Below are 21,998 nucleotides of genomic sequence, written 5' to 3'. Positions count from 1 at the left end.
TTGGCGGAATCATGGCCGCCATTCTTGGAATCTTCCTTATTCCTAGGTTTGGGTGGCAATCAATGTTTTTAGTCGGCGCTTTACCGTTACTAGCGATCCCCTTGATTTATAAGTACCTTCCAGATTCTCTCGGTTTTTGCTGGCTAAAGGCAAAAAGAAAGAAATTAGTACCATACTTTCAAAGGTTGATCCTTCCTATAAGGTAAAGAAAACTGATAAATACGACATTGTCGTCCCAGAAAGGTCTGGAACCATATCACAATTATTTAAAAAAGGAAAAGTTTTGGGCACCTTCATGTTTTGGGTTTGTTTTTTTGTTTGTCTCCTGCTGACCTATGGGTTGAGCACCTGGCTACCCGATATGATGACGAATGCAGGGTATGCCCTTCAATCCAGCTTGTTGTTTCTCCTAGTTCTTAATGTTGGAGCGATGGCCGGAGCTTTCTTTGGAGGTTGGATGTCAGATATTTGGAGTACAAAAAAAGTAGTGCTTACTTATTTTCTCGTTTGTGCTGTCACTTTAACTGTGATGGGAATGCAGCCTCATGCCTTTTTCATGTATATTCTAGTCGCTGTAGCTGGAGCGACTACCATTGGTACGCAGATTCTCTTGTATTCTTTCGTTTCTGAGTATTATCCTATTCATTTCCGTTCCACAGGTGTTGGCTGGGCCTCTGGCATAGGAAGGCTTGGAGGGATTCTTGGACCAACATTAGGAGGAATTCTCTTTTCTGTAAGCTTAACGTTTCAGCAGAATTTTATAGCCATTGCTATTCCAGCGGTAATAGGAGCCGTAGCTGTTCTCTTTATTCAAGTAAAGAAGAAAGCTATTGCTGATACTTCATCGGTATCCAAAAAAAGATCGGTAGGATAAGAGTAGCTCATGTGCAAAAAAGAAGTTGGTGAGAAGGGAAGACTGTTCCCCTTCTCATTTAAGCATGGGTAAATGACGTCAGTAAAAAAAAATATTGAAAATAAAGCACATATGGAGAAAATATAGTCTTTTAGTGTTAAATGAAGAAAATAGTATAATGTTTTTTGAACGAAAGATAAAAAAGTGTTGTTTTTTGTTTATGAGGAAGCTATTATACTAGTAAGACCCATTGGAAAGGAGGAAAGACTCATGTAAGCGTTTTCGGTAAAGCGAAGAGGGAAGAAAAACAAAGGGGGAAAAATTGAATGAAGAAGATAGCATGGTTAATATTTACTATTAGTTTTCTGATTATTTTGTCTTCTTGTGGGAACAGTGCAATGCAAAGTAGCGGCTCTTCGGACGCAGAGGAATCAAACACTGATAATGAGGGAGAAGATTCGATAAGAATAGGAAGCATTCTGCCTTTTTCTGGCGTGTACTCGGCCCTTGGAAAAGACCTATCAGATGGGATGAAATTGTATTTTGAAAGTGTAGGCTGGGAAGTGGCCGGCAGAGAAATTGAATTAATTGAAGAGGATACAGAAGCAGACCCTCAAGTGGCTCTTAGAAGAACAAGAAAATTAATGGAGCAAGACAATGTAGACATGCTTACGGGGGCAGTAAGTACCGCTGTGGCTTATGCCATTAGAAACGATGTAGACGCAAACCAATTACCTTATTTGGCTTCCCATGCAGGTGGAGACGACTTAACAAGGAGTGAACGTAGCGATTATATTTGGAGGTCTTCCTTCTCTTCTTGGCAAATTGGTAACTCCATGGGTGAGTGGGCTTATGAAAATATTGGTGATCGTATCTACGTAGCCGCAGCTGATTACGCATTCGGCCGTGAAGTATCGGCTGCTTTTGTGGAAGCTTATACGGAGGCTGGTGGTGAGGTTGTAGGAGAAGTATACCCACCTCTTGGTAATAACGACTATGCTTCCTATTTATCAACGATTGGGAGTGCTGATGCTGACGGAGTCTACGCATTTTTTGCTGGAAGTGACGCCGTTCGATTTGTTCAGCAATTTGAGCAGTATGGATTAAAAGATGAATTTGAACTGCTTGGCTCAGGATGGCTTGTCGCTGAAGATTTAAGGGAATCGATTGGAACAGCCGCTGAGGGAATTTATGCATCGACCTTCTGGGATTATAATCTCGATAGCGAAGAAAACAGTAGTTTTGTTGAAGCTTATGAGGAAGCATATGACCGTAGGCCGACCATTGAAGCTTTAGAAGGGTATGATGCCGGCCGTATCATTGTAGAAACAATAGAAGCGTTGGATGGAGATGTTTCAGACCCGGATCAGGTAGTAGACGCCATGTCACAAGTAACCTTTGAAAGTCCAAGAGGGCCATTTTCATTTGATCAGGATACCCATCATGTGATCCAAAATATGTACATTACAGAGACAGTCTTGGAAGAGGATCACACAGAAAATGAAGTGATTCATCAGATTGATGAGGTTGTGGATCCAGGAGAATAAAATTTACGGAGGTGATGGATATGGAAGTCGTTGGTTCCCAACTGATTAATGGTATTTCTTATGGGATGCTACTATTTATTCTAACCTGTGGCCTTTCCCTTGTATTCGGTATTTTGGGAGTGCTCAATTTATCCCATGGCTCTTTTTATATGATTGGCGCTTATGTTGCTTACTCGGTAACCGTTACGTTTACACAAAGTTTCTGGATAGCCTAGTAGTGGCTCCTCTCGTCGTAGCAGTCATTGCGCTTGTTGTAGAAAGGACACTTCTGAGACCTACGTACAAACTTGGGCACTTGTCCCAAGTTCTCTTAACTTTTGGTCTTGCCTATGTGTTTCACGATCTCGCTCACTTTTTTTGGGGAGCAAATGTCCTTTCCATCAGTGTTCCAGCTTTGCTGGGAGGATCTGTCACAATTATTGGACAAACGTTTCCTCTGTACCGTCTCGTTATTATCGGCGTAGGTATAGCTATCGCTTTCATGCTGTGGTGGGTGCAAAATAAAACCAAATGGGGAGCGATTATACGAGCAGGATTAAGCGACAGAGAAATGATCGGAGCGCTTGGTATTAACATAAATTTAGTATTCACTATTGTGTTTGTGAGCGGTGGGATTCTTGCTGGTTTTGGAGGCGTTGTTGCTTCTCCGATTTTAGGGATATATCCTGGCATGGAATTCCAAACATTAATACTAGCCTTGGTGGTCCTGGTTATAGGTGGCCTAGGATCAATTGCTGGAACATTTTCTGCCGCCCTTTTAGTCGGAATATTAGAAACTTTCGGTCGGTTTTTATTCCCTGAACTAAGCATGTTCTTAGTCTTCGCCTTGATGGCTATTGTTCTTGTGTGGAAACCAAACGGCTTATTAGGAAAGCAGGTGGCAGCATGATGAACAATATTTACTTTAAGTTTGGAGCAGTTCTATTATTTTTTGCGGCTGCCCCATTCTTTCTTCAGTTGTTTTACATCAATCTGCTCAGTGAAATTCTTATCTTGGGAATCTTTGCGTTAAGCTTGAACCTTTTAGTAGGATATACTGGCCTCGTCTCCCTTGGGCATGCTGCTTTTTTTGGAATGGGAGCTTACGGAGCCGGTCTGTTTGCTCAGCATTTGTCGGCTAACGTTTTATTTACACTATTGGCAGCAGTCTTATGCTCGATTGTGCTCGCAGGCATCATAGGGCTATTCTGTGTCAAAGTGAATGGGTTTTACTTCCTGATGCTTACACTTGCTTTTTCCCAAATGATTTATTCCTTTGTCTATCAGACCACTGGACTTACTGGGGGTTCTAACGGCTTGTCAGGTATTCCGGCCCCGAACTTGTTTGGGATAGAACTATCAAATGCCGTTTGGTTATTTTACTTTGTGTCCCTGATGTTTATTTTGATTTACGCAGGACTTCGAGTGCTAGTTAAATCCCCATTGGCCAAGTGCTTATTGGAATCAGGGAAAATGAAACCCGTTTGAAATCCATGGGATATAACACAAGTATTTATAAGTACACGGCATTTGTGATTTCCGGAGCTGTTGGAGGATTATCAGGCTCATTATATGTCTACTTTAACGGGTTCATTGCTCCAAGTGATGTGTACTGGACCATGTCTGGTGCAGTATTGATCATGGTATTGGTAGGAGGAGCAGGAACTATGATCGGTCCGGTACTAGGGGCGGCTTTAATTGTTCTTTTAGAAACTATAGTCGCATCGTACACCGATATGTGGATGCTGATTATTGGCTCGGTTTTTATTTTCTTTGTCATCTTTTTCCCATCTGGAATTTATGGAATTTGGCAAAGCATCAGCAGTCGTTTTTCCAAACCTCATCTACAGCCTGAGATGAAAAAAGTGAATCGTAGAAGTGCACAGTAAGGAGGGGATGAAGTGAAGAAACAACCAATACTTCAGGTTGACAACATTAAAAAAAGCTTTGGAGGATTAAATATCCTCAAAGATATATCCTTTGATGTGAACAAAGGAGAAAGAATTGGAATCATCGGTCCAAATGGGGCAGGAAAAACAACATTTTTTAATTTGCTGACAGGGGACTTAACTCCACTGAGGGGGGGTTTTTTATCAAGGAAAAGATATTACTCGAGAGCCGAATTTCAAGCGAGCCCGCAGAGGTATTGTTCGTACCTTTCAGAAAAATAACCTTCTCAATGACCTTTCTATACTAGAAAACTTGCTGCTTGTCCTGCAAAGAAAGCACGGTATGGAAAAGATATGGTATAAAATTAGGAAAAATAGTTCTTACAAGGCATTATATCAAGAAGCAGAAGATCTGTTGAAAACGTGGGGGTTGTACCTCAAAGGAATATCGTGGTAAAGAACCTTTCGTATGGGGAACAGCGTCAAATAGAAATTTTACTTGGTGTAGCTACAGATCCTTCGATGTTGTTATTAGATGAGCCAACTGCCGGCATGTCACAATCAGAAACGGATTATATCGTGAGTTTATTAAAAGAATTACCGCAAGATATCACCCTTATGATTATTGAACATGATTTAGAGGTGGTGTTTGGAATGTCGGATCGGATGCTTGTGTTGTTTGATGGTCATATTCTTATCGACGATACCCCAGAAGTTGTAAGAGAGGATCCACAAGTAAACGAAATTTACATTGGCAGTGAAGAAGGAGTGGTTTAATGCTTAAGGTAGAAGGTCTTCACGCTTTTTATGGGGAAAGTCATATTTTACATGACCTGACGATGGAAGTAAGTGAAGGAAAAGTATGTACTATTTTAGGAAGAAACGGCATGGGGAAAACCACCACGATTCATTCAATTATGGGACTGGTCCCTGCCCGAAAAGGTGTGATCACACTCAACGGCAAAGATATTTCTTCGGCTCAAAGTTTTCAAATATCCAAAGCTGGGGTAGGGTTGGTCCCTCAGGGACGGAGGATTTTTCCAAATCTAACGGTAAAAGAAAACCTTATGACGACCCAAAGAAACTCAGATAAAGGATGGACGTTAGAAAAGATATATGATTTATTTCCAAGGCTTGCAGAAAGACAGTATTCTATGGGTGGGAACTTAAGCGGTGGGGAACAACAAATGCTTTCTATTGGAAGAGCTCTGATGACAAATCCTGATCTGCTGCTCCTTGATGAACCTTCTGAAGGGTTATCACCGTTAATGGTCCGTGAAGTAAGTTCCATTATTAAACGTTTGAAAAAAGAAGGGCTCACCATGCTTTTAGTAGAACAAAACCTGGCAATGGCCAAGGAGATAGCAGATTACGTGTATATTCTTAATAAAGGGACAGTAGTGTTTGAGGGACCGTCAGAAACGTTTGATGATAAAGTAAAGCAAAAGCATTTAGCCTTAAGTTCTTAATATATCCCATGAGATCTTTTGAAGCTGAACCATAGGTCTGTGCCGACTACAAACCCGGCATAGGCCTTTTTCCGTTGCTTACTCTTTGGGAGAGCATCATCAAAGAGAAAATAAGGCCCCCCACATGTAACCGAAGGTTAACACGTGGAGGGCAGGGCAAGATACAAGTTTGTTTTGTATTTTTATTTTGCATGAGCAGCAGACGCAAAAGGAGTATCCGATACTTTTATTGATTCCGTAGGACAGCCTTCCTCGGCGTCTAATAGGTCGTCTTCTAACTCGTCACTTATTTCAGTGATTCCTTTGTTGGCATCTAAGATTGCCTCAGCCAATCCTTCATCATCATAATCAAATAAGTCGGGAGCACTTGCTCCACATGCCCCACATGCAATACAAGTATCCTTGTCAACTATAGTATATTTACTCATACGATTACCTCCTCATTTTTAATAGGTTTTTACCTTTATGAAAATATACTTGTACTATGAAGCGGTTGAACTTTGGCTTCAGGGTCAATGAATGATTTTGCGTTATTGACGGCTGTAGGAGCTTCACCAAAACCAGTTGCTATTAATTTGACTTTTCCGTCGTAGGTGCAAATGTCCCCTGCTGCATAAACCCCTGGAATGTTTGTTTCCATTTTTGAGTTTACAACAATAGAGTTCTTTTCAATTTCTAACCCCCATTCTTTCATGGGCCGAGAGAAGACAAAAAGCCAAAATTAACAATGACATCATCAACTTCCACATACTCTTTGTTATCTTCCATCTTGCTATGTCGCAATACAGTTTCTTTAATGCAGTCGTTATCACCATGAAAACAGTCAGGAACATATGGCGTCTTTATATCAACATTGCTGTTAAATAATTGCTCTACACTGAATTCGTGTGCTCGGAATTTATCACGCCGATGAACGAGTGTTACTTTTTTTGCCAGTGGTTCCAGCATTAGTGCCCAGTCTACCGCCGAGTCACCTCCACCAAAAACTAACACATTTTTTCCTTTAAATTTGCTTAGATCATCAATGAAGTAGTGCAAATTCTTTCCCTCATATTGCACCGCGTTTTCCAAATCGATTTTTCTCGGGCTGAACGCACCGTTTCCAGCAGTTAAAACCACCGTTTTTGTATAGTGTTCTCCCTGATTGGTTACAAGCTTAATCGTTTTGTCTTCTTGAACGGTTAGTTCTTCTACCATTTCACCTAAACAAACGGTCGGATCAAAATAGTTAGCTTGTTCCGTCAGCTTATCAATGAGATCTTGAGCTTTTACTTTTGGGAAACCAGCAATATCATAGATATACTTTTCTGGGTACAGGGCTGAAAGCTGTCCTCCCAGGTGTGGTAAACTTTCAAGGATTTTGACTGACATTTGGCGCATTCCAGCGTAGAAAGCAGTAAATAACCCGACAGGACCTCCTCCTATAATGGTAATATCATGAATCTCTTCTTTGGCCATAACATGGTCCTCCTTCAACTCCATTACGTTTATTTAACTATCGTATTATATAAATAATATAAGTTCTTCTTAGAAGGATGTCAAGGTAATTATCTGAATATTATAAGGTGATCTTCCCTTATTTCCTTGCATAAATCCGTTTATAAGTAAGTTTTTTTGTTTGTCGTCTGAAAAATGAAAAAATTAATTATAAAGAGGAAACAAGAGAAAAAACCATGAAAACGGAAAATAATCTCTTGTAAACGCTTAATTTGTGTGGTTGTAAAATTGATGCTGACTCTGTTACATTATGTTTAAGCAACGAAGGAAATAAAATAATAATAAAAGTGGAAGGGATGATCAATAATGAGTACTACACAAACAGAAAAACAAAATCTAACGGTTGTAAAAAAAGATAACGGAATTGCTGAGGTTCATATTCATGTCAACAAATCCAACTCGTATGACCTGGAGTATTATAAAGAGCTAAATGCTGCAATTGACGAGATTCGCTTTGACAGTGACATTAAAGTGGCTATTTTAATGAGTGACATGCCTAAGTTCTTCTCCGCTGGTGCGGATGTTAGCTTTTTAAAGTCAGCAGAGCCGCGTTTTAAAACCCAGTTCTGCTTGTTCTGTAATGAAACGCTCGATAAGATTGCCCGTTCTCCTCAAATCTGGATTGCCTGCTTGGAAGGGCATACCGTAGGAGGAGGCCTGGAAATGGCTCTCGCCTGCGACCTTCGCTTTATGGGGGATCAATCAGGAAAGATCGGCCTTCCGGAAATCAGCTTGGGGTTTTGGCAGGAACAGGCGGAACCCAGCGTCTTCTTCGCCAAGTAGGCCATTCCAAAGCTTTGGATTTAAATATCACAGGAGACACATTAACTCCGCAGGAAGCCCTGGACATCAACCTGGTGGACAAAGTGTTCCCTCAAGAGGAAACACGGGCAAAAACGTTGGAGTATGCTGAAAAAGTGGCGGGCAACGCTACCTATGCAGCGTCCAACATCAAGCTTTCCATCATGAATGGAAAAGAAATGCCTCTTAACGTAGCGATTCGCTATGAAGGAGAGCTTCAGAATCTATTGTTCCGTTCAGAAGATGCTCAAGAAGGTCTCAGCTCTTTCTTAGAAAAACGAGAAGCTAACTGGAGCGGGAAATAAAGAAATATAAGATACACATTTGGCGGTATCGGTCTTCCGATATCGCCATTTCAAAATGGCAAAGGAAATGATCTAAATAAGAAAAGGAGGCCAAGAACATTGAAGGAAAAAGTTCAAACATTAAATGAAGCCATCAATCTTCATATAAGTGATGGAGACTCCGTAGTAATGGGGGCATGTTTAGAACCCATGATTCCCTTTGCTGCCGCCCATGAGATAATTCGCCAGGACAAAAGAGAATTAACGCTCATCGCACCGATTTCAGATATTCTGTTTGATATGTTAATCGGAGCAGGGAAAGTAAATAAAATTACTGGCGCCTGGGCAGGGAATGTGAGTGCCGGTCTGGGACATAATTATCGCCGCGCGATTGAAGAGGACACTCCTGTTTCTATTAGGATCGACGATCATAGTAACTTTTCCCTTGGTCTTTCACTTCTTGCAGGTTCAATGGGAGTTCCTTTTCTTCCTACTCGTTCATTGTTAGGGACGGGGCTCTTAGAGAGTAACGATGCTTTAAAAGTGGAGGAATATGAGGGAGAAAAACTAGTATTTGTTCCTTCTTTAACGCCAGATGTGGCTGTTTTAGGAGTACAGCGGGCCGACAAACATGGAAATGCCCATTTATGGGGCAACACAGGTGTTGCCCAGGAAGCTGCGATGGCAAGCAAAAAAGTAATTTTACTAGCGGAAGAAATTGTGGATTCAGCTGAGATAGAAAGTGATCCCAACCGTGTACTCATTCCGGGATTTAAAGTAACTTCTGTAGTTGAATGCAAAGCTTTTTCCCATCCTTCCCCCATGCAGGGATATTATCAGCGCGATCACGAATTTTTTCATGACTACCACAAACAGACAAAAACTCGTGAAGGCTTCTTACAATGGCTAGAACACTATGTAACAGGTGTAAATTCACACCAAGAATACTTACAAAAAGTCGGTTATGAAACATTGAACAGTTAAAAATAAAAAGCAAGAGGTTGGCCGCACCGGTAAACTATGCTTCGGAGTAGGGGGGATGGAAATGAATTATTCGACAGGTGAACTAATGGTGGTTGCAGCAGCACGTGAAATTCAGGATGAAGAGGTTGTTTTTGTTGGTATGAGATTACCTATGCTTGCTTTTGCTGTAGCAAAACGCACCCATGCTCCGAACGCTGTTGGATTTTATGAGTGTGGGATTGTGAGGGATTTTCCTTCTGAAACCCTATTGTACACGATGGGCGATACTCCAAATATAGAAGGGTCCCAGTGGTGCACGTCTACTAATCATCTCATGTATCTGATGCAGCAAGGAAATGTAGACTGTGGATTTATCGGAGGAGCAGAGGTCGATCGGTTTGGGAATATTAACACGTCTTATATCGGAGACTACCAGAGTCCGAAAGTGAAGCTTCCAGGAAGTGGCGGAGCTGCTGACATCGCTGCTTTGTCTCATCGGCTTTTAATAATCATGAATCATGAAAAGCGTAGATTCAAAGAAAAGGTTGATTATATCACCTCTCCTGGAGCAGGTGATGGAGGAGAATGGAGGGAATCCCAAGGCCCTCCCCGTGGTGGTGTTGGGGCACTCATTTCAACCTTAGGCGTATTGAGGCCAGGGGAGAACAACGAGCTGGAACTTTCGACTGTGCATCCAGGTGTTACCGTAGAGAAGGTAATAGAAAACACAGGATGGGATGTAAAGGTCTCTTCTAAGTTAGAAGAAACCCCTCCCCCCTTACAAGAAGAGCTTGAGGTGATTCGTTCGATAGACCCGAAAGGATTTTGGACGGGACAGTGAGGAGGCATACACATTGAGAAGCAATAAAGTAGATTTTCTCATAAACTGGGGAGATACGGATATGGCGGGGATTGTTTATTATCCAAATTACTTTAAATGGTTTGACATTTCCGGTCACCAATTTTTCAGAAGTTGCAGCCTGTCTCCTAGCATATTAGAGGAAGAAAGAGACATTATTCTACCTATGATTGATGCACGATGTACCTTTGAAAAGCCTTTATATTACGATGACGTCATTACAATCATTACCACAGCAGAAGAAATCAATAATAAAACAATTAAATTGTCTCATGAAGTGTATCGAAAGGAAGAGCGTACGGGCTATGGGTATGAACTAAGAGGATGGGTAAAGAAGCAAACGGAAGATGGGATTAAAGCAGTACCAGTTCCCAATGATGTCCGCAAGATATTAGAAGAAGAGGTTTCCACCACTTCGCAAACTTTAAAACCCCATTTTAATGCATAATATAGAATCTCCCTCTATAATTGGAATATATAAAATATGAAATGAAATGGTGGTAACGATGAAACCAAGAGCATTAATGTTTACCTTGTATGGAGAGTATGTTCAATATTATGGGGGGAGATTTGGGTAGGAAGCCTTATACAAATGATGAAACGGTTTGGGGTATCCGAATCTTCTGTTCGCGGAGCATCCTTCGAATGGTGCAAAAGGATTTAATGGAGGTCCGAAAGATTGGTAATAAAAGTTACTATTCTTTTACTCCTCAAGGAAAGCGCCAAATCGATGAAGGGGTCAAAAGAGTGTACGGTATTCGCCGCTCAACCTGGGATGGACAATGGCGAATTTTAACGTATTCTTTTCCAGAAGCAAAGCGGGAAATCAGAAATGAAATACGTAAGGAACTCACATGGACGGGGTTTGGTCCTATTTCCAACAGCACTTGGATTAGTCCTAATCCAATTGAGGCTCAGGTTATTGAATTAATGGAAAGGTTTCAAATTGAGGAGCATATGACTCTGTTTAGTTCTTCTAGTGTGGTCTCTCATGATGATCAAAATATCATAGACAGAGCATGGGATTGGGAGCAACTTTCGAAAGCCTATGAAGCTTTATTGAGCAGTATTCCAAGAAATTTGAGGTTCTGCGTGAAAAAGCCTTAACAAACACTTTAACGGATGAAGAAAGTTTTAAAGAACGAACAACGATTGTCCATGAATATCGAAAGTTTTTATTCCAGGACTAGTTTTCCGACAGATCTTCTACCTAGCACATGGAAAGGGACAGAGGCGAGAGAATTATTTTGGAATATACATCAGCTCATTTCGATTCCTGCGATTCGATATTTTGAATCACTTTTTGAACATGCTCCCGATAGTACAGCAGAACCACAAAGGGATAAAGCCATTAACCCGTTTGACAAGGTCTATGTATAAAAGACCCTAGTCTAATTACAAACCAGGGGGATTTATATGGGTAAAGTAGCGTATCAAAAGGAAGGTCATTTAGGTTTAGTCACATTAAATCGGCCAGAACAGTTAAATTGTTTTGACTATGAAACATTAATAGAGTGTGAAGAAATCGTAGAAGCGATTAGCATGGATAGAGATATAAGAGCCGTTATTTTTACTGGGGCAGGAGAGAAAGCTTTCAGTGCTGGAGCTGATTTAAAGGAAAGACGAACATTAACCGAAAAAGAAGTACGCAGAAATGTGAGAAAAATAAGAGAGGTTTTACGGCGATTGAAGAATTACCCCAGCCAACGATTGCAGCTATCAATGGTTATGCTTTGGGTGGAGGGTTAGAGCTGGCTTTGGCCTGTGATTTTCGGTATGCCTCCCAAACCGCGAAGCTTGGTTTAACGGAAGTCAGCTGGGCGATCATACCAGGTGCTGGAGGAACACAGCGGCTGACTCGTCTGGTTGGTATCTCGAAGGCAAAGGAATTGATTTTAACTGCGAGACGAGTTGAGGCTGAACAAGCGGAGAAAATAGGGCTTGTAAATAAAGTGTCAGAGCCAGATAAGCTTATGGAGGAAGCCATAGAGTTGGCAGATGAAATGATGAAAAATGGTCCCTTGGCTGTGATTCAAGCAAAGCATGCCATTAATCACGGAAGTAATACGGACGTTCATACCGGGCTTGCTATTGAGCAAAAGCCTATGAAGTTATCATTCCAACCGAAGACCGTCTGGAAGCCTTAGACGCCTTTAAGGAAAAAAGAGCGGCCAACTTTAAAGGAAGGTAAAAGGGAGGGCATATGTTCACAAACAACAGAGTCACGCAACTCTTAGGAATTCAATACCCCATTATTGAGGGTGGGATGGCACACATTGGCGACGGACAGCTGGCGGCAGCTGTGACGAATGCAGGTGGATTAGGGCAAGTTGCTGTATCTGGGTTTTCCCCGAGAAAATTTCAAGAAGAAATAAACATAGCAACCAGTCTGACTAAAGGCTCGCTAGGGGTAAATATTCCTATAAGTAATTTTTTTAACACAAAGGATTATTTTTCAGTGATAGAACAGGAGAAAGATAAGATCAAAGCTGTCAGCTTATCTTCAGGAGATCCACGTCCTCACATTCCGGTATTAAAGGAAATGGGGCTTCGTGTATTGGTAGTAGTAGGTTCCGTTCAGCATGCATTAAAGGCAGAGGAAGCAGGAGCGGATATCGTTATTTGTGAAGGGTTTGAAGCAGGAGGAAGAAACAGCCCTCTTGAATTAACACTTTTTTCTTTAATACCAGCCATTGAAGACAAACTTTCGATTCCTGTAGTAGCTGCCGGTGGGCTCTCTTCTGGTAAAGGGATACTAGGGGCCATTGCCCTAGGTGCCGAAGGGGTTCAAATCGGCACGCGGTTTATTGCTACTATCGAGTCACGCGCCCACGACTCCTACAAACAGGAGCTAGTTCTATCAAATGAGGAATCAACAACGGTAGTAGAAAGAAGTATTGGTGGAATTAATAGAGTTATTAAGAGTGAGTTTGTGGAGAAAATCAAGCAGGTAGAAGAAAATCAAAGCTCATTCCAGGAGCTTTATCCGTATATCAACGGGCAGCGCAACCGAATGGCAGCAATCGATGGAATATTGTCAGAGGGGTGGGTGCATGCTGGCCAGGGCACAGCATTAATTTCTAACATAGATACTACCAAAAATGTAATAGATGAAATGGTTCAAAAAACAGTAGAGGCTTTTGAGCAAATGGAAGAAAAAATGAAAGCGGTAACAAACAAATAAGGGGGAAATCTAGGTGGCTTTTCAAACGATTAAAGTAAGCATAGAAGACCACATTGCTTCAATTACATTGGCACGTGATCCTGTAAATATTTTGAATATTCAAATGATGAAAGAGATATCAGAGGCTCTTGAAATCGTAATAAGCCGTAACGACCTGAACGCTTTAGTCATCCGAGCAGAGGGAAAAGCTTTTTCTGCAGGAGTAGCCATAGAGGATCACGTAGGGGAATTGGCAGAGCCGATGATCCACGCATTTCATAAATTGTTTCATCAGCTGTCTAAGGTACCGATTCCAACCATAGGTGTGGTCGAGGGAGCAGCGATTGGAGGAGGCTGTGAAGTGGCTTCTTTTTGTGATATTACTGTAGCTTCAAGGTCATCAAAATTTGGCCAGCCTGAGATTAACTTGGGATTATTCCCACCGGTTTCTGCCGCATACTTTCCGTGGCTTATGGGCTACAATTTGACCATGGAACTCTTGCTTACCGGGCGTACATTAAAAGCGGAAGAAGCCAAAGAGTACGGGTTAATCAACACTGTAGTCAGTGAGGAAGAAGTAGAATCATATGTCCATGAACTCTTAGAATCGATGAAAGCCAAAAGTCGGGAAGCGCTAAAATTAACGAAAAAAGCAGTCCGCACCTCTATGGCTGTTTCTATTACAGGAGCGATCAGTGAGGTAGAGCAAATTTACTTGCAAGAACTCATGAAGACAAACGATGCGAAAGAGGGACTTTCTTCTTTTATGGAAAAAAGGGAGCCTGTCTGGTCGCACGCATAGGAGGATGAAGGATGGAATTTCACAAAATCGAAGGAGGAGGGTATCGGGTAGGAATTCCCGTGCCCTTCCCTATGAAATATGTATATTGTTATCTGTTTCCTAAGGAAGATCATTACATTTTAATAGATGCGGGCTTTAACTATCCAAAGGCAAGAGACACATGGGAAGAGGTATTTCAATATCTTTCCATCGACCCTAAGCTGATACAAGAGATTTATATTACTCATTTCCATCCTGATCATTCAGGGCTTGCAGGGTGGATGCAAGAAAAGACGGGAGCAAGGGTCTACATGCATGACTTAGACTGCCAAATGTTTCAAAGAGTTTGGGGGAAAGGGAGTCAACAGGCTATTTCTGTACAATCCATGATCGAAAGTCATGGTGTCCCACTTATGCTTTCTAAAGAAATTGAGGAGCACATGGAAAAAATGAAAACCAATGTTCTTCCTTTACCTGAGATTGAACCGCTCCCTCAGAATCCTTATTTTGCTGGTCGAGAGTGGGACATCATTCATACGCCAGGCCACAGTGATGGTTTAGTTTGTTTTTATGATTCGGTCGAAGAAATTCTGCTCTCATCAGATTTTATTCTTGACCCCATTACACCAAATATTAGTGTCTGGCCTGGGGCCAGACAGCATCCACTGCACGATTACATTGCATCCTTAAAGAAAATAATGGAGGTACCTGTCAAAGTAGCCTACACTGCGCATGGAGAAGTCCTTTATCATGTTAAGGAGCGGGCGGAGGCACTCATCTACCATCATGAAAAACGCCTGGAAAAAATAAAGGAGCTCGCTGCGAATAAAACGGCGTATGAAATTGCTTCAGATCTCTTTCAGCATAGAGAACTAAACCCCCATCAGTGGCGATTTGCTATGGCAGAAACGATCGCTCACTTAAATCACCTAGAAAAAGAACGGAAGTTAGAAAAACATAATATAGGTAAGCTGATATTCTACAATCAAATACAGCCTTCTTCCAGTATGATATAAAATCACAGAGACTATGCTCTGTGATTTTTTTGTAATAAATAATAATCTTCCCCAAAAGTGCTTGCTACCCAAAGGAGCAAGGCTTTGCAGGATACAATCACCACTCTAACGAAGACTGTGGGGAACATGGTGAGATCATTTTTAATCTATCGTTAAAAAAACGTAATGAAGTTATTGACTTTCCCCCTGGTGTAGTTATATTATTAATTAAATACGGTAATTCAAAAAACATAATAAGATGCGAAGGGGGCTTCTTCATGAGTCAGGCCGAAATGCTAATGGAAAAAGTACAGGATGGTTTTATGGTAGAACGTAGTGAAGATATGAATGAGGAGTATTTGAAAGCGCTTAAACAAACATTGACCATTGTAGGAGATACAGAATTACTGAGTGTGCCTCCGTTATTAACTGTCTATAATGAAGCACCTAATCTTAACTACAAAATTACAGCTTTGGCTGTTATGCAGGATGAAATCGGTCATGCTCATATTGCGTACCGATTGCTTGAAGCTTTAGGAGAAGACACGGAAAGCTTGTTGTATGAGCGACCAGCTAACCGCTGGAAAATCCATATGCCTTTGACTTTAAGCTGAATAATTGGATTGAACTAGGAGTATTTAATGGTCTGTTTGATCGGGCAGGATATACCCTCCTTGGAGATGCCTACCAAAGTACGTCCTATGGACCTTGGAAAAGAGCATTAGTGAAAGTAGATAAAGAGGAATTGTTTCACCTTCGCAATGGCGAAATTATCATGAAAGCCGGTATGAAAAAGCCAGAAACCGCGAAGCAGGTGCAAGAAGCAGTCGATTGGATGTTTCTCATGGCCCTAGAGTTTTTTGGAGTAGCAGACAACTTAAAGAGTCGATCCGCCCAGCTTGATTATAAATTGAAGGGAAGCACAAACGACGAGCTTCGCCAACGGTGGTTATCCACCGCCGTGCCGTTTTGTGAATCGATCGGCGTAAAGGTTCCAGCTCATTATGATGAAGAACAGGAGAAATACGTTCTTGATGTTCCGTTCCCCTGTAAGTTTGATGTAGAGAACAGGAAATGGCTTTATGATCAGCCGGATACATGGGATGGAGTCATCCAGCGTTTCAAAAAGAGAGGACCCCAAAATGAAGAGTTTGTGAATCGCATTCAAAAAGGCGCCAAAGAATTAGAACAAATGCGCCAGGAGGAGGCAATATAGCCATGAGTACAGCTATCAATAACCCATCCACTGAGCAATACTGGCAGGCCCTTCGAGAAGTCATGGATCCAGAATTCCCTATTAGTGTGGTTGACATGGGACTGATCCGAAAAATTGAAACAAAGGGCAGTACAGTAGAGGTAACCATGACGTATACTTCTACCGGATGTGCATGTATGACTTGGATTGAAAGTGATATCACAGAGAGACTTTTACAAGAAAAAAATATTGATGAAGTAAGCATCCACGTGGTTTGGGATCCACCTTGGACCGTCCACGACATGACGGAAGAGGGAAGAAATAAAATGAAACATTGGGGGGTAAGTTCATGAGCTCCACATTACCACACAACGAAGACTATCTATTATTCACCAGAATTAAGCGAGGTGACGACCTGGTGGAAGTAGGGTCCTTGCGTGCAACCAGTGATGAATTAGCAAAGCTTTATGCGAAACAAATATATGACGAGGAAGATTGGGTGGAAATGCAAGTAGTAAAAAAATCCAACCTTCTTCCTGTCATACTTCCGGAGCCATTATTTGAAAAGGAAGGCGTGAAATAAATGACAGAAAATGAAATCAGAAAAATTGTAGAGCTTGCCGAAACCATTGCTGATAATAAATTTATTATGGGCGACAAGCTTGTAGAAATTGGCGTCAGTGGTCCAAATTTAGAAGCTTCTCTTTCCTCCATTTCGATGGCTCAAGGAGAGTTAGGCCATGCTCGTCTGATTTACCGCTGGGCACATGAGGTGCAAGGACAGCGTGGAGGGAAGGACGTGAAAAGTCAAACCGGCAAAGCATTTGAGCAGATTGTCCAGGCATCAAATTGGGTTGAGTTAATTGCCGGCTTCTATGTAAATAATGTAGCCATTGATCTTGTCATGAAAGAGCTTATGAAAGGAAACGGAAACGAACTCAAGGCTCCGTTCAGTAAGATGCTAAACGAACAATATGACCATCTGGTTTACTCAAAAGATTGGTCTCATCAGCTCTTGCAAGATACAGGCTCCATTCCAGGTAGGTTCAAACAAGAGGTAGACAAAGCAATGAAAGAGGCAGTTGCGTGGCTCTCAACTATCGAGAAGGACAGTGATCTCATAAGCAGTGGAGCGATTTCTCCTCAAAGCAATTTATCAAGTGAATGTAAGGAAATCGTTGAAGAGTTGCCGTTAGACAGGAATGTTTCTTATGCTGGCTGATCCAAAGAATAGCGAAGCTGGCGTTACGTGCTCTTTCTGTTCATCAGGAAAGGTGGAAAAGATTGCACCATTGGTACAGCCCAGCTCGTTCGACAATACTACTGTCATCATTGTCAATCGGTTTTTGAATACATTCGCTGGCAAAAGAAATCTAACAATGGATAAAGGGTGTCCTATACTATGGAAAAGATTAACAATGTAGCCGTCATAGGGTCAGGCACCATGGGGGCAGGTATTGCGCAAGTAGCGGTACAGCATGGTTTTACCACTGTTTTATATGATATTGAAGAGGATCAGGTGAAACAGGCTAAACATTCGATCTTCAAACGGTTAGACCGTTTAGTGGAAAAAGGAAAAATCTCAGAAGACCAAAGGGATTCTGCCAAAAACCTATTGTTTCTTACCACAAACATAGAAGAAGTGGGGCAGGTAGATCTAGTGATTGAAGCAGCACCAGAAAAAATAGAAATTAAACATTCAATTTTTGAGAAATTAGAAGCCGTTTGTTCCTCGACTGCTGTGTTGGCGTCTAATACGTCTTCCTTATCCATTACGGAAATTTCAGGAAGAAGAGATCATCCAAACAGGGTAGCAGGCCTTCATTTTTTTAACCCTGCCCCGTTAATGCCTCTCGTTGAAGTGATCAAAGGGATGCATACTTCTGAAGAGGTGATAGAAACCTTACGTGCTTTTGCTGTTCAGTTAAATAAGACACCGGTGTTTTGTAAGGATACACCAGGATTTATTGTTAACAGAGTAGCACGGCCTTTTTATAATGAAGCTTTGCGTATGGCCCAGGACCAAGTGGCATCTGTAGAACAAATTGACAGAATAATGCGAAACATCGGCGGGTTTAAGATGGGTCCATTTGAATTACAAGATTTAATAGGCATTGACATTAACTATGCTACCACTACAACGGTTTATGATAGTTTTTCTGGGGAAAGCCGGTTCCGCCCAAGTTCTCTTCAAAAGCAGATGGTACAGGGTGGACGGCTTGGAAGAAAGACAGAAGGGGGCTTTTATGAGTATAAACCAATGTAACGTCAGTATTATTGGTGAAAACAATATTGCTCGTTCCTTCTTTACTATCATGAACCGTAAGGAAGGGATAGCGGTTTCTAGAAATGATAAAGAACAGTTAGCTTCCGCTCATGTAGTGATTGAAACTCACAACATGGAGCAAGGGGAAAAGAAAAAAGCTATTCGTTATATTGATGAACATGCGCCTGCAGATGCCCCTGTACTTACAACATCGATGCAATGGACGGCAACGGAGATTGCTTCCTGGAGTTCCTATCCTGAAAGGGTCATTGGGTTTGGAGCGTTTGCAGATGCTGACGAGGCACCGGCTATTGAAGCTGCACCCGCCTTACAAACAGACCCGGCTTGTATGACCCGTGTCCAGACCATCCTTCAATCAGTAGGAAAAGAAGTTGAATGGGTGGAAGATGAAGTTGGGCTGGTGTACCCAAGAATCCTAGCCATGATCATTAATGAAGCAGCATTTGCCTTGATGGAAAATACTGCTTCGGCAGAAGATATTGATCTGGCAATGAAAAAGGGAACCAACTACCCTGCGGGACCCCTGGAATGGCTGAAAAGGTAGGAATTGATAATGTGTTTGCCGTGTTAAATGGATTGCACCGTCAATTGGGAGAGGAAAGGTATCGGCCGGCTTCCTTGATAAGAAAACTGGTGTATGCAGGGTGGGTAGGAGAAGAAACGGAAAAGGGATTTTATCACTATGAGAACCGTTTATCGGAGGAGTTAATACGATGAGAGACCCAGTCATAATTGATGCAGTAAGAACTCCAATCGGGAGAGTGAACGGCGCCTTGTCCACTGTTCGTCCAGATGACCTCGCCGGGCATGTGATCAGGGAGCTTATGAAAAGGGTCGATATTGATCCAAATGACATCGATGACGTATTGATGGGTTGTGCCAACCAAGGTGGCGAAGACAACCGGAATGTTGCTCGGATGGGTTTGTTACTTGCAGGGCTTCCAACCACTGTGCCGGGTGTTACAGTTAATCGACTCTGCGGCTCAGGGTTAGAAGCGATAAACCAATCGAGTTCTAGCGTCAAAGCTGACCAAGGGGATGTTTTTATTGCTGGAGGTACCGAAAGCATGTCCCGTGCTCCGTATGTCATGATGAAGCCCCACGTAACAGGAGCCAGAGGCAATCAGACGTTGTATGACACCACCATTGGATGGCGGCTGGTTAACCCTGAACTGGCAAAGGAGTATCCACCTATCAGCTTAGGGGAAACCGCTGAAAATGTGGGTGTAAAATACAACATTTCTCGAGAAGAACAGGATGAAATGGCTCTTCAAAGTCAGAAAAAGGCAGTACGGGCGATGGAAAGCAATCGGTTTGAGGAGGAAATCGTTCCCTATGAAGTCCCTCAGCGCAAAGGCGCTCCGGTTTTATTTGAAAAAGATGAACACCCTCGCCCTGAAGCATCTTTAGAAGGCTTAAAGTCGCTTAAGGGAGCATTTAAAGAAGGAGGAACGGTAACAGCTGGCAATTCTTCAGGCATCAATGATGGGGCGAGTGCTCTCCTGATTATGGAAAAAGAAAGGGCCGAACAACTTGGCTTACAACCCATGGCCCGGATTGTAACCTCAGCGGTTGCAGGAGTAGACCCCTCTTATATGGGAATTGGACCGATTCCAGCTACCCAAAAGGCATTAAAACGAGCTGGTTTGACCACTAAAGACATCGACCTTGCCGAATTGAATGAAGCCTTTGCCGCGCAAGCGTTGGCATGCATCAAAGAATTAGAGCTGGACCCCGACATTGTAAACGTGAATGGAGGAGCCATTGCGCTTGGACACCCACTGGGATGCAGCGGAGCACGAATCATGACGACGCTTGTTCATGAAATGCAGAAGAGAGACTGCAGATATGGTCTGGCAAGTATGTGCATTGGTGTAGGACAAGGCATATCAACCATTGTAGAAAAAATATAAGGAGGAATTTATATGACAGATACGACAACAAAGCCTAAAGTGATCAAAGAAAAATACCAGTTATTGATTAATGGAGAGTATACAGATGGCAGTCAAGGAGCGTTTTTTGACACCTATAACCCGGCGACAGAAGAAACATTATCCAAGGTAGCGAAGGCTTCGAAAGAAGATGTAGATAAGGCCGTTGAGGCTGCAAGAAAAGCGTTTGAATCAGGTAAATGGCCTAGACAGACAACAGCAAAGCGAGCAAGGCTGTTGAACAAGATCGCATCAATTATGCGTAGTCGATTTAACGAATTAGTGGAAGCGGAAGTGTTAAACAGCGGGAAAACAGTGGCTGCTGCACAAGGGCAAATTACCCAAGCTATCGAAGACTTTGAATTCTATGCAGGCACCCTATCAACATTCGGAGGCCGAACCAACCCTATGCCAAACGGCTTTTTCAACTATACCCAAAAAGAACCGGTAGGGGTATGTGCACAAATTCTCCCATGGAACTACCCGCTTATGATGGCGGCATGGAAAATAGCTCCGGCCCTAGCCGCAGGATGTACCATCGTGTTAAAGCCAGCGAGCTATACTCCAATTACTGCTACATGCTCGCTGATATTTGTTATGAAGCTGGACTCCCAGAGGGTGTGTTAAATGTTGTGACGGGAAGCGGGTCTGAAATTGGCCCCTATTTAACAGAGCATCCTGACGTAGACAAAGTAGCCTTTACGGGTGAAACAGATACGGGAAAAGATATCATGTCAAGAGCGTCGGAAACACTCAAGCGTGTGACGTTGGAGTTAGGCGGAAAATCACCAAGCATTGTATGTGATGATTGTGACCTAGAAGGAGCGGTAGATGGTTCCTTGTTCGGGATCTTCTATAATACGGGTCAATCCTGTGAAGCTCGTTCCCGAGTGTTTATTCATGAAGATATTTATGACCAATTTGTAGAGAGATTTATCGAAAAAGCAAAGAAACTTAAAGTAGGTGACCCATTTAATAAAGAAACCCATATGGGAGCCTTAATTTCTAAGGGGCATGAAGAAACCGTTGATAACTATGTGAAGATTGCCAAAGAAGAAGGTGGAGAAGTGCTCTATGGGGGACAGCGTCCCGAAGGAGAGGAATTTGAAAAAGGTCACTGGTATATGCCGACAGTCATTGGCAATGTAACAAATGATATGCGGATTGCCCAAGAAGAAGTGTTTGGTCCTGTGGTTGTGTTTATGAAATTCAAAGATGAAAAAGAAGTGCTGAAACGTGCAAATGATTCTATCTTTGGCCTAGGGTCGGCCGTTTGGACAAAAGACAATGGCAAAGCTCACCGAATTGCCTCTGGTTTACGAGCAGGAATTGTAATGGTGAATAACCCGATCTCTGCTTTCCCAGGAGCACCGTTTGGCGGCTATAAACAATCGGGATTTGGAAGAGAACTCAGTCTCGAGGCATTAGATCTATACTCAGAAACAAAGAGTGTGGTCTCCTACGTAGGGGAAAAACCGTTAAATATTTTCGGAATTTGACGAATA

Annotated in this window: 17 protein-coding genes and 9 pseudogenes; 24 read left to right on the top strand and 2 right to left on the bottom strand. The window is 42.2% G+C overall.

All coding sequences use genetic code 11. The annotated features are described in order from the left end of the window. Positions 1-295 precede the first annotated feature (295 nt). The 7 genes and pseudogenes from JCM19033_RS24355 to JCM19033_RS15625 all read left to right on the top strand — a co-directional run bounded on the left by JCM19033_RS24355 (position 296) and on the right by JCM19033_RS15625 (position 5,737). The gene (locus JCM19033_RS24355; RefSeq protein WP_269758292.1) at positions 296-874 is read left to right on the top strand and encodes an MFS transporter; all 579 of its coding nucleotides are present in this window, start codon (positions 296-298) and stop codon (positions 872-874) included. A 305-nt stretch (positions 875-1,179) separates the two neighbouring features. After that, positions 1,180-2,400, top strand: a complete 1,221-nt coding sequence (locus JCM19033_RS15645) for an ABC transporter substrate-binding protein (protein ID WP_054636983.1) — start codon at positions 1,180-1,182, stop codon at positions 2,398-2,400. Positions 2,401-2,414: 14 nt separating this feature from the next. After that, a pseudogene (locus JCM19033_RS15640) lies at positions 2,415-3,289 on the top strand (branched-chain amino acid ABC transporter permease). Continuing rightward, a pseudogene (locus JCM19033_RS28350) lies at positions 3,286-4,268 on the top strand (branched-chain amino acid ABC transporter permease). Before JCM19033_RS15640 ends, JCM19033_RS28350 begins: the two co-directional pseudogenes overlap by 4 nt. A gap of 12 nt (positions 4,269-4,280) precedes the next feature. Further along, positions 4,281-4,550: an ATP-binding cassette domain-containing protein gene (locus JCM19033_RS26230; protein ID WP_269758287.1), complete on the top strand. Its 270-nt coding sequence runs from the start codon at positions 4,281-4,283 to the stop codon at positions 4,548-4,550. A 141-nt stretch (positions 4,551-4,691) separates the two neighbouring features. Next, positions 4,692-5,045, top strand: coding sequence for an ATP-binding cassette domain-containing protein (locus tag JCM19033_RS26225; RefSeq protein ID WP_269758286.1), 354 nt, complete (start codon positions 4,692-4,694; stop codon positions 5,043-5,045). Next, on the top strand, positions 5,045-5,737 hold the full coding sequence (locus tag JCM19033_RS15625) for an ABC transporter ATP-binding protein (protein WP_054636982.1): 693 nt from the start codon (positions 5,045-5,047) through the stop codon (positions 5,735-5,737). Before JCM19033_RS26225 ends, JCM19033_RS15625 begins: the two co-directional genes overlap by 1 nt. Before the next feature lie 182 nt (positions 5,738-5,919). Here the strand turns inward: JCM19033_RS15625 and JCM19033_RS15620 are convergent, their stop codons facing one another. Both JCM19033_RS15620 and JCM19033_RS15615 read right to left on the bottom strand, forming a co-directional pair. Beyond that, entirely contained in the window at positions 5,920-6,165 is a 246-nt protein-coding gene (locus JCM19033_RS15620; RefSeq protein ID WP_054636981.1) for a ferredoxin, read from the bottom strand. Between the two features lie 35 nt (positions 6,166-6,200). Then, a pseudogene (locus JCM19033_RS15615) lies at positions 6,201-7,219 on the bottom strand (NAD(P)/FAD-dependent oxidoreductase). A 423-nt stretch (positions 7,220-7,642) separates the two neighbouring features. On the opposite strand from JCM19033_RS15615, the pseudogene JCM19033_RS15610 reads away from it, so the two are divergent. The 17 genes and pseudogenes from JCM19033_RS15610 to JCM19033_RS15520 all read left to right on the top strand — a co-directional run bounded on the left by JCM19033_RS15610 (position 7,643) and on the right by JCM19033_RS15520 (position 21,992). Continuing rightward, a pseudogene (locus JCM19033_RS15610) lies at positions 7,643-8,340 on the top strand (enoyl-CoA hydratase/isomerase family protein). Between the two features lie 99 nt (positions 8,341-8,439). Then, on the top strand, positions 8,440-9,303 hold the full coding sequence (locus tag JCM19033_RS15605) for a CoA transferase subunit A (RefSeq protein ID WP_054636980.1): 864 nt from the start codon (positions 8,440-8,442) through the stop codon (positions 9,301-9,303). Between the two features lie 61 nt (positions 9,304-9,364). Then, a complete protein-coding gene (locus tag JCM19033_RS15600) occupies positions 9,365-10,123 on the top strand; it encodes a CoA-transferase subunit beta (RefSeq protein WP_054636979.1) in 759 nt (252 codons plus the stop codon). A gap of 13 nt (positions 10,124-10,136) precedes the next feature. Next, a complete protein-coding gene (locus JCM19033_RS15595) occupies positions 10,137-10,589 on the top strand; it encodes a thioesterase family protein (RefSeq protein WP_054636978.1) in 453 nt (150 codons plus the stop codon). A 58-nt stretch (positions 10,590-10,647) separates the two neighbouring features. Continuing rightward, positions 10,648-11,521 (top strand): annotated as a pseudogene (locus tag JCM19033_RS28345) (PaaX family transcriptional regulator C-terminal domain-containing protein). A 36-nt stretch (positions 11,522-11,557) separates the two neighbouring features. Continuing rightward, a pseudogene (locus tag JCM19033_RS15585) lies at positions 11,558-12,332 on the top strand (enoyl-CoA hydratase-related protein). Positions 12,333-12,344: 12 nt separating this feature from the next. Continuing rightward, positions 12,345-13,325: a nitronate monooxygenase family protein gene (locus JCM19033_RS15580; RefSeq protein WP_054636977.1), complete on the top strand. Its 981-nt coding sequence runs from the start codon at positions 12,345-12,347 to the stop codon at positions 13,323-13,325. Between the two features lie 13 nt (positions 13,326-13,338). Further along, the gene (locus JCM19033_RS15575) at positions 13,339-14,106 is read left to right on the top strand and encodes an enoyl-CoA hydratase/isomerase family protein (RefSeq protein ID WP_054636976.1); all 768 of its coding nucleotides are present in this window, start codon (positions 13,339-13,341) and stop codon (positions 14,104-14,106) included. A gap of 11 nt (positions 14,107-14,117) precedes the next feature. Next, on the top strand, positions 14,118-15,101 hold the full coding sequence (locus JCM19033_RS15570; protein ID WP_054636975.1) for an MBL fold metallo-hydrolase: 984 nt from the start codon (positions 14,118-14,120) through the stop codon (positions 15,099-15,101). A gap of 257 nt (positions 15,102-15,358) precedes the next feature. Further along, positions 15,359-16,296 (top strand): annotated as a pseudogene (locus JCM19033_RS15565) (Phenylacetic acid catabolic protein). 2 nt (positions 16,297-16,298) lie between these two features. Continuing rightward, a complete protein-coding gene (locus tag JCM19033_RS15560; RefSeq protein WP_054636974.1) occupies positions 16,299-16,628 on the top strand; it encodes a metal-sulfur cluster assembly factor in 330 nt (109 codons plus the stop codon). Then, a complete protein-coding gene (locus JCM19033_RS15555) occupies positions 16,625-16,858 on the top strand; it encodes a hypothetical protein (RefSeq protein ID WP_054636973.1) in 234 nt (77 codons plus the stop codon). Before JCM19033_RS15560 ends, JCM19033_RS15555 begins: the two co-directional genes overlap by 4 nt. Further along, complete coding sequence (locus JCM19033_RS15550) at positions 16,859-17,497, top strand: Phenylacetic acid catabolic protein (protein WP_054636972.1); 639 nt, start codon at positions 16,859-16,861, stop codon at positions 17,495-17,497. It begins immediately after the preceding gene. A 180-nt stretch (positions 17,498-17,677) separates the two neighbouring features. Continuing rightward, entirely contained in the window at positions 17,678-18,541 is an 864-nt protein-coding gene (locus JCM19033_RS15540) for a 3-hydroxyacyl-CoA dehydrogenase NAD-binding domain-containing protein (protein ID WP_054636970.1), read from the top strand. Continuing rightward, positions 18,423-19,279 (top strand): annotated as a pseudogene (locus JCM19033_RS15535) (3-hydroxyacyl-CoA dehydrogenase family protein). The gene JCM19033_RS15540 and the pseudogene JCM19033_RS15535 overlap by 119 nt, the downstream one beginning before the upstream one ends. Then, positions 19,276-20,475 carry a thiolase family protein gene (locus JCM19033_RS15525; protein WP_054636967.1) on the top strand — a complete coding sequence of 400 codons (1,200 nt, stop codon included), beginning with the start codon at positions 19,276-19,278 and terminating at the stop codon, positions 20,473-20,475. The pseudogene JCM19033_RS15535 and the gene JCM19033_RS15525 overlap by 4 nt, the downstream one beginning before the upstream one ends. A gap of 12 nt (positions 20,476-20,487) precedes the next feature. After that, positions 20,488-21,992: pseudogene (locus JCM19033_RS15520) on the top strand (aldehyde dehydrogenase). Positions 21,993-21,998: the final 6 nt, after the last annotated feature.

The organism is Thalassobacillus sp. C254 (assembly GCF_001310615.1).
The sequence above is the reverse complement of the archived record's forward strand: the minus strand, read 5'-3'. Positions and strand labels throughout refer to the sequence as shown.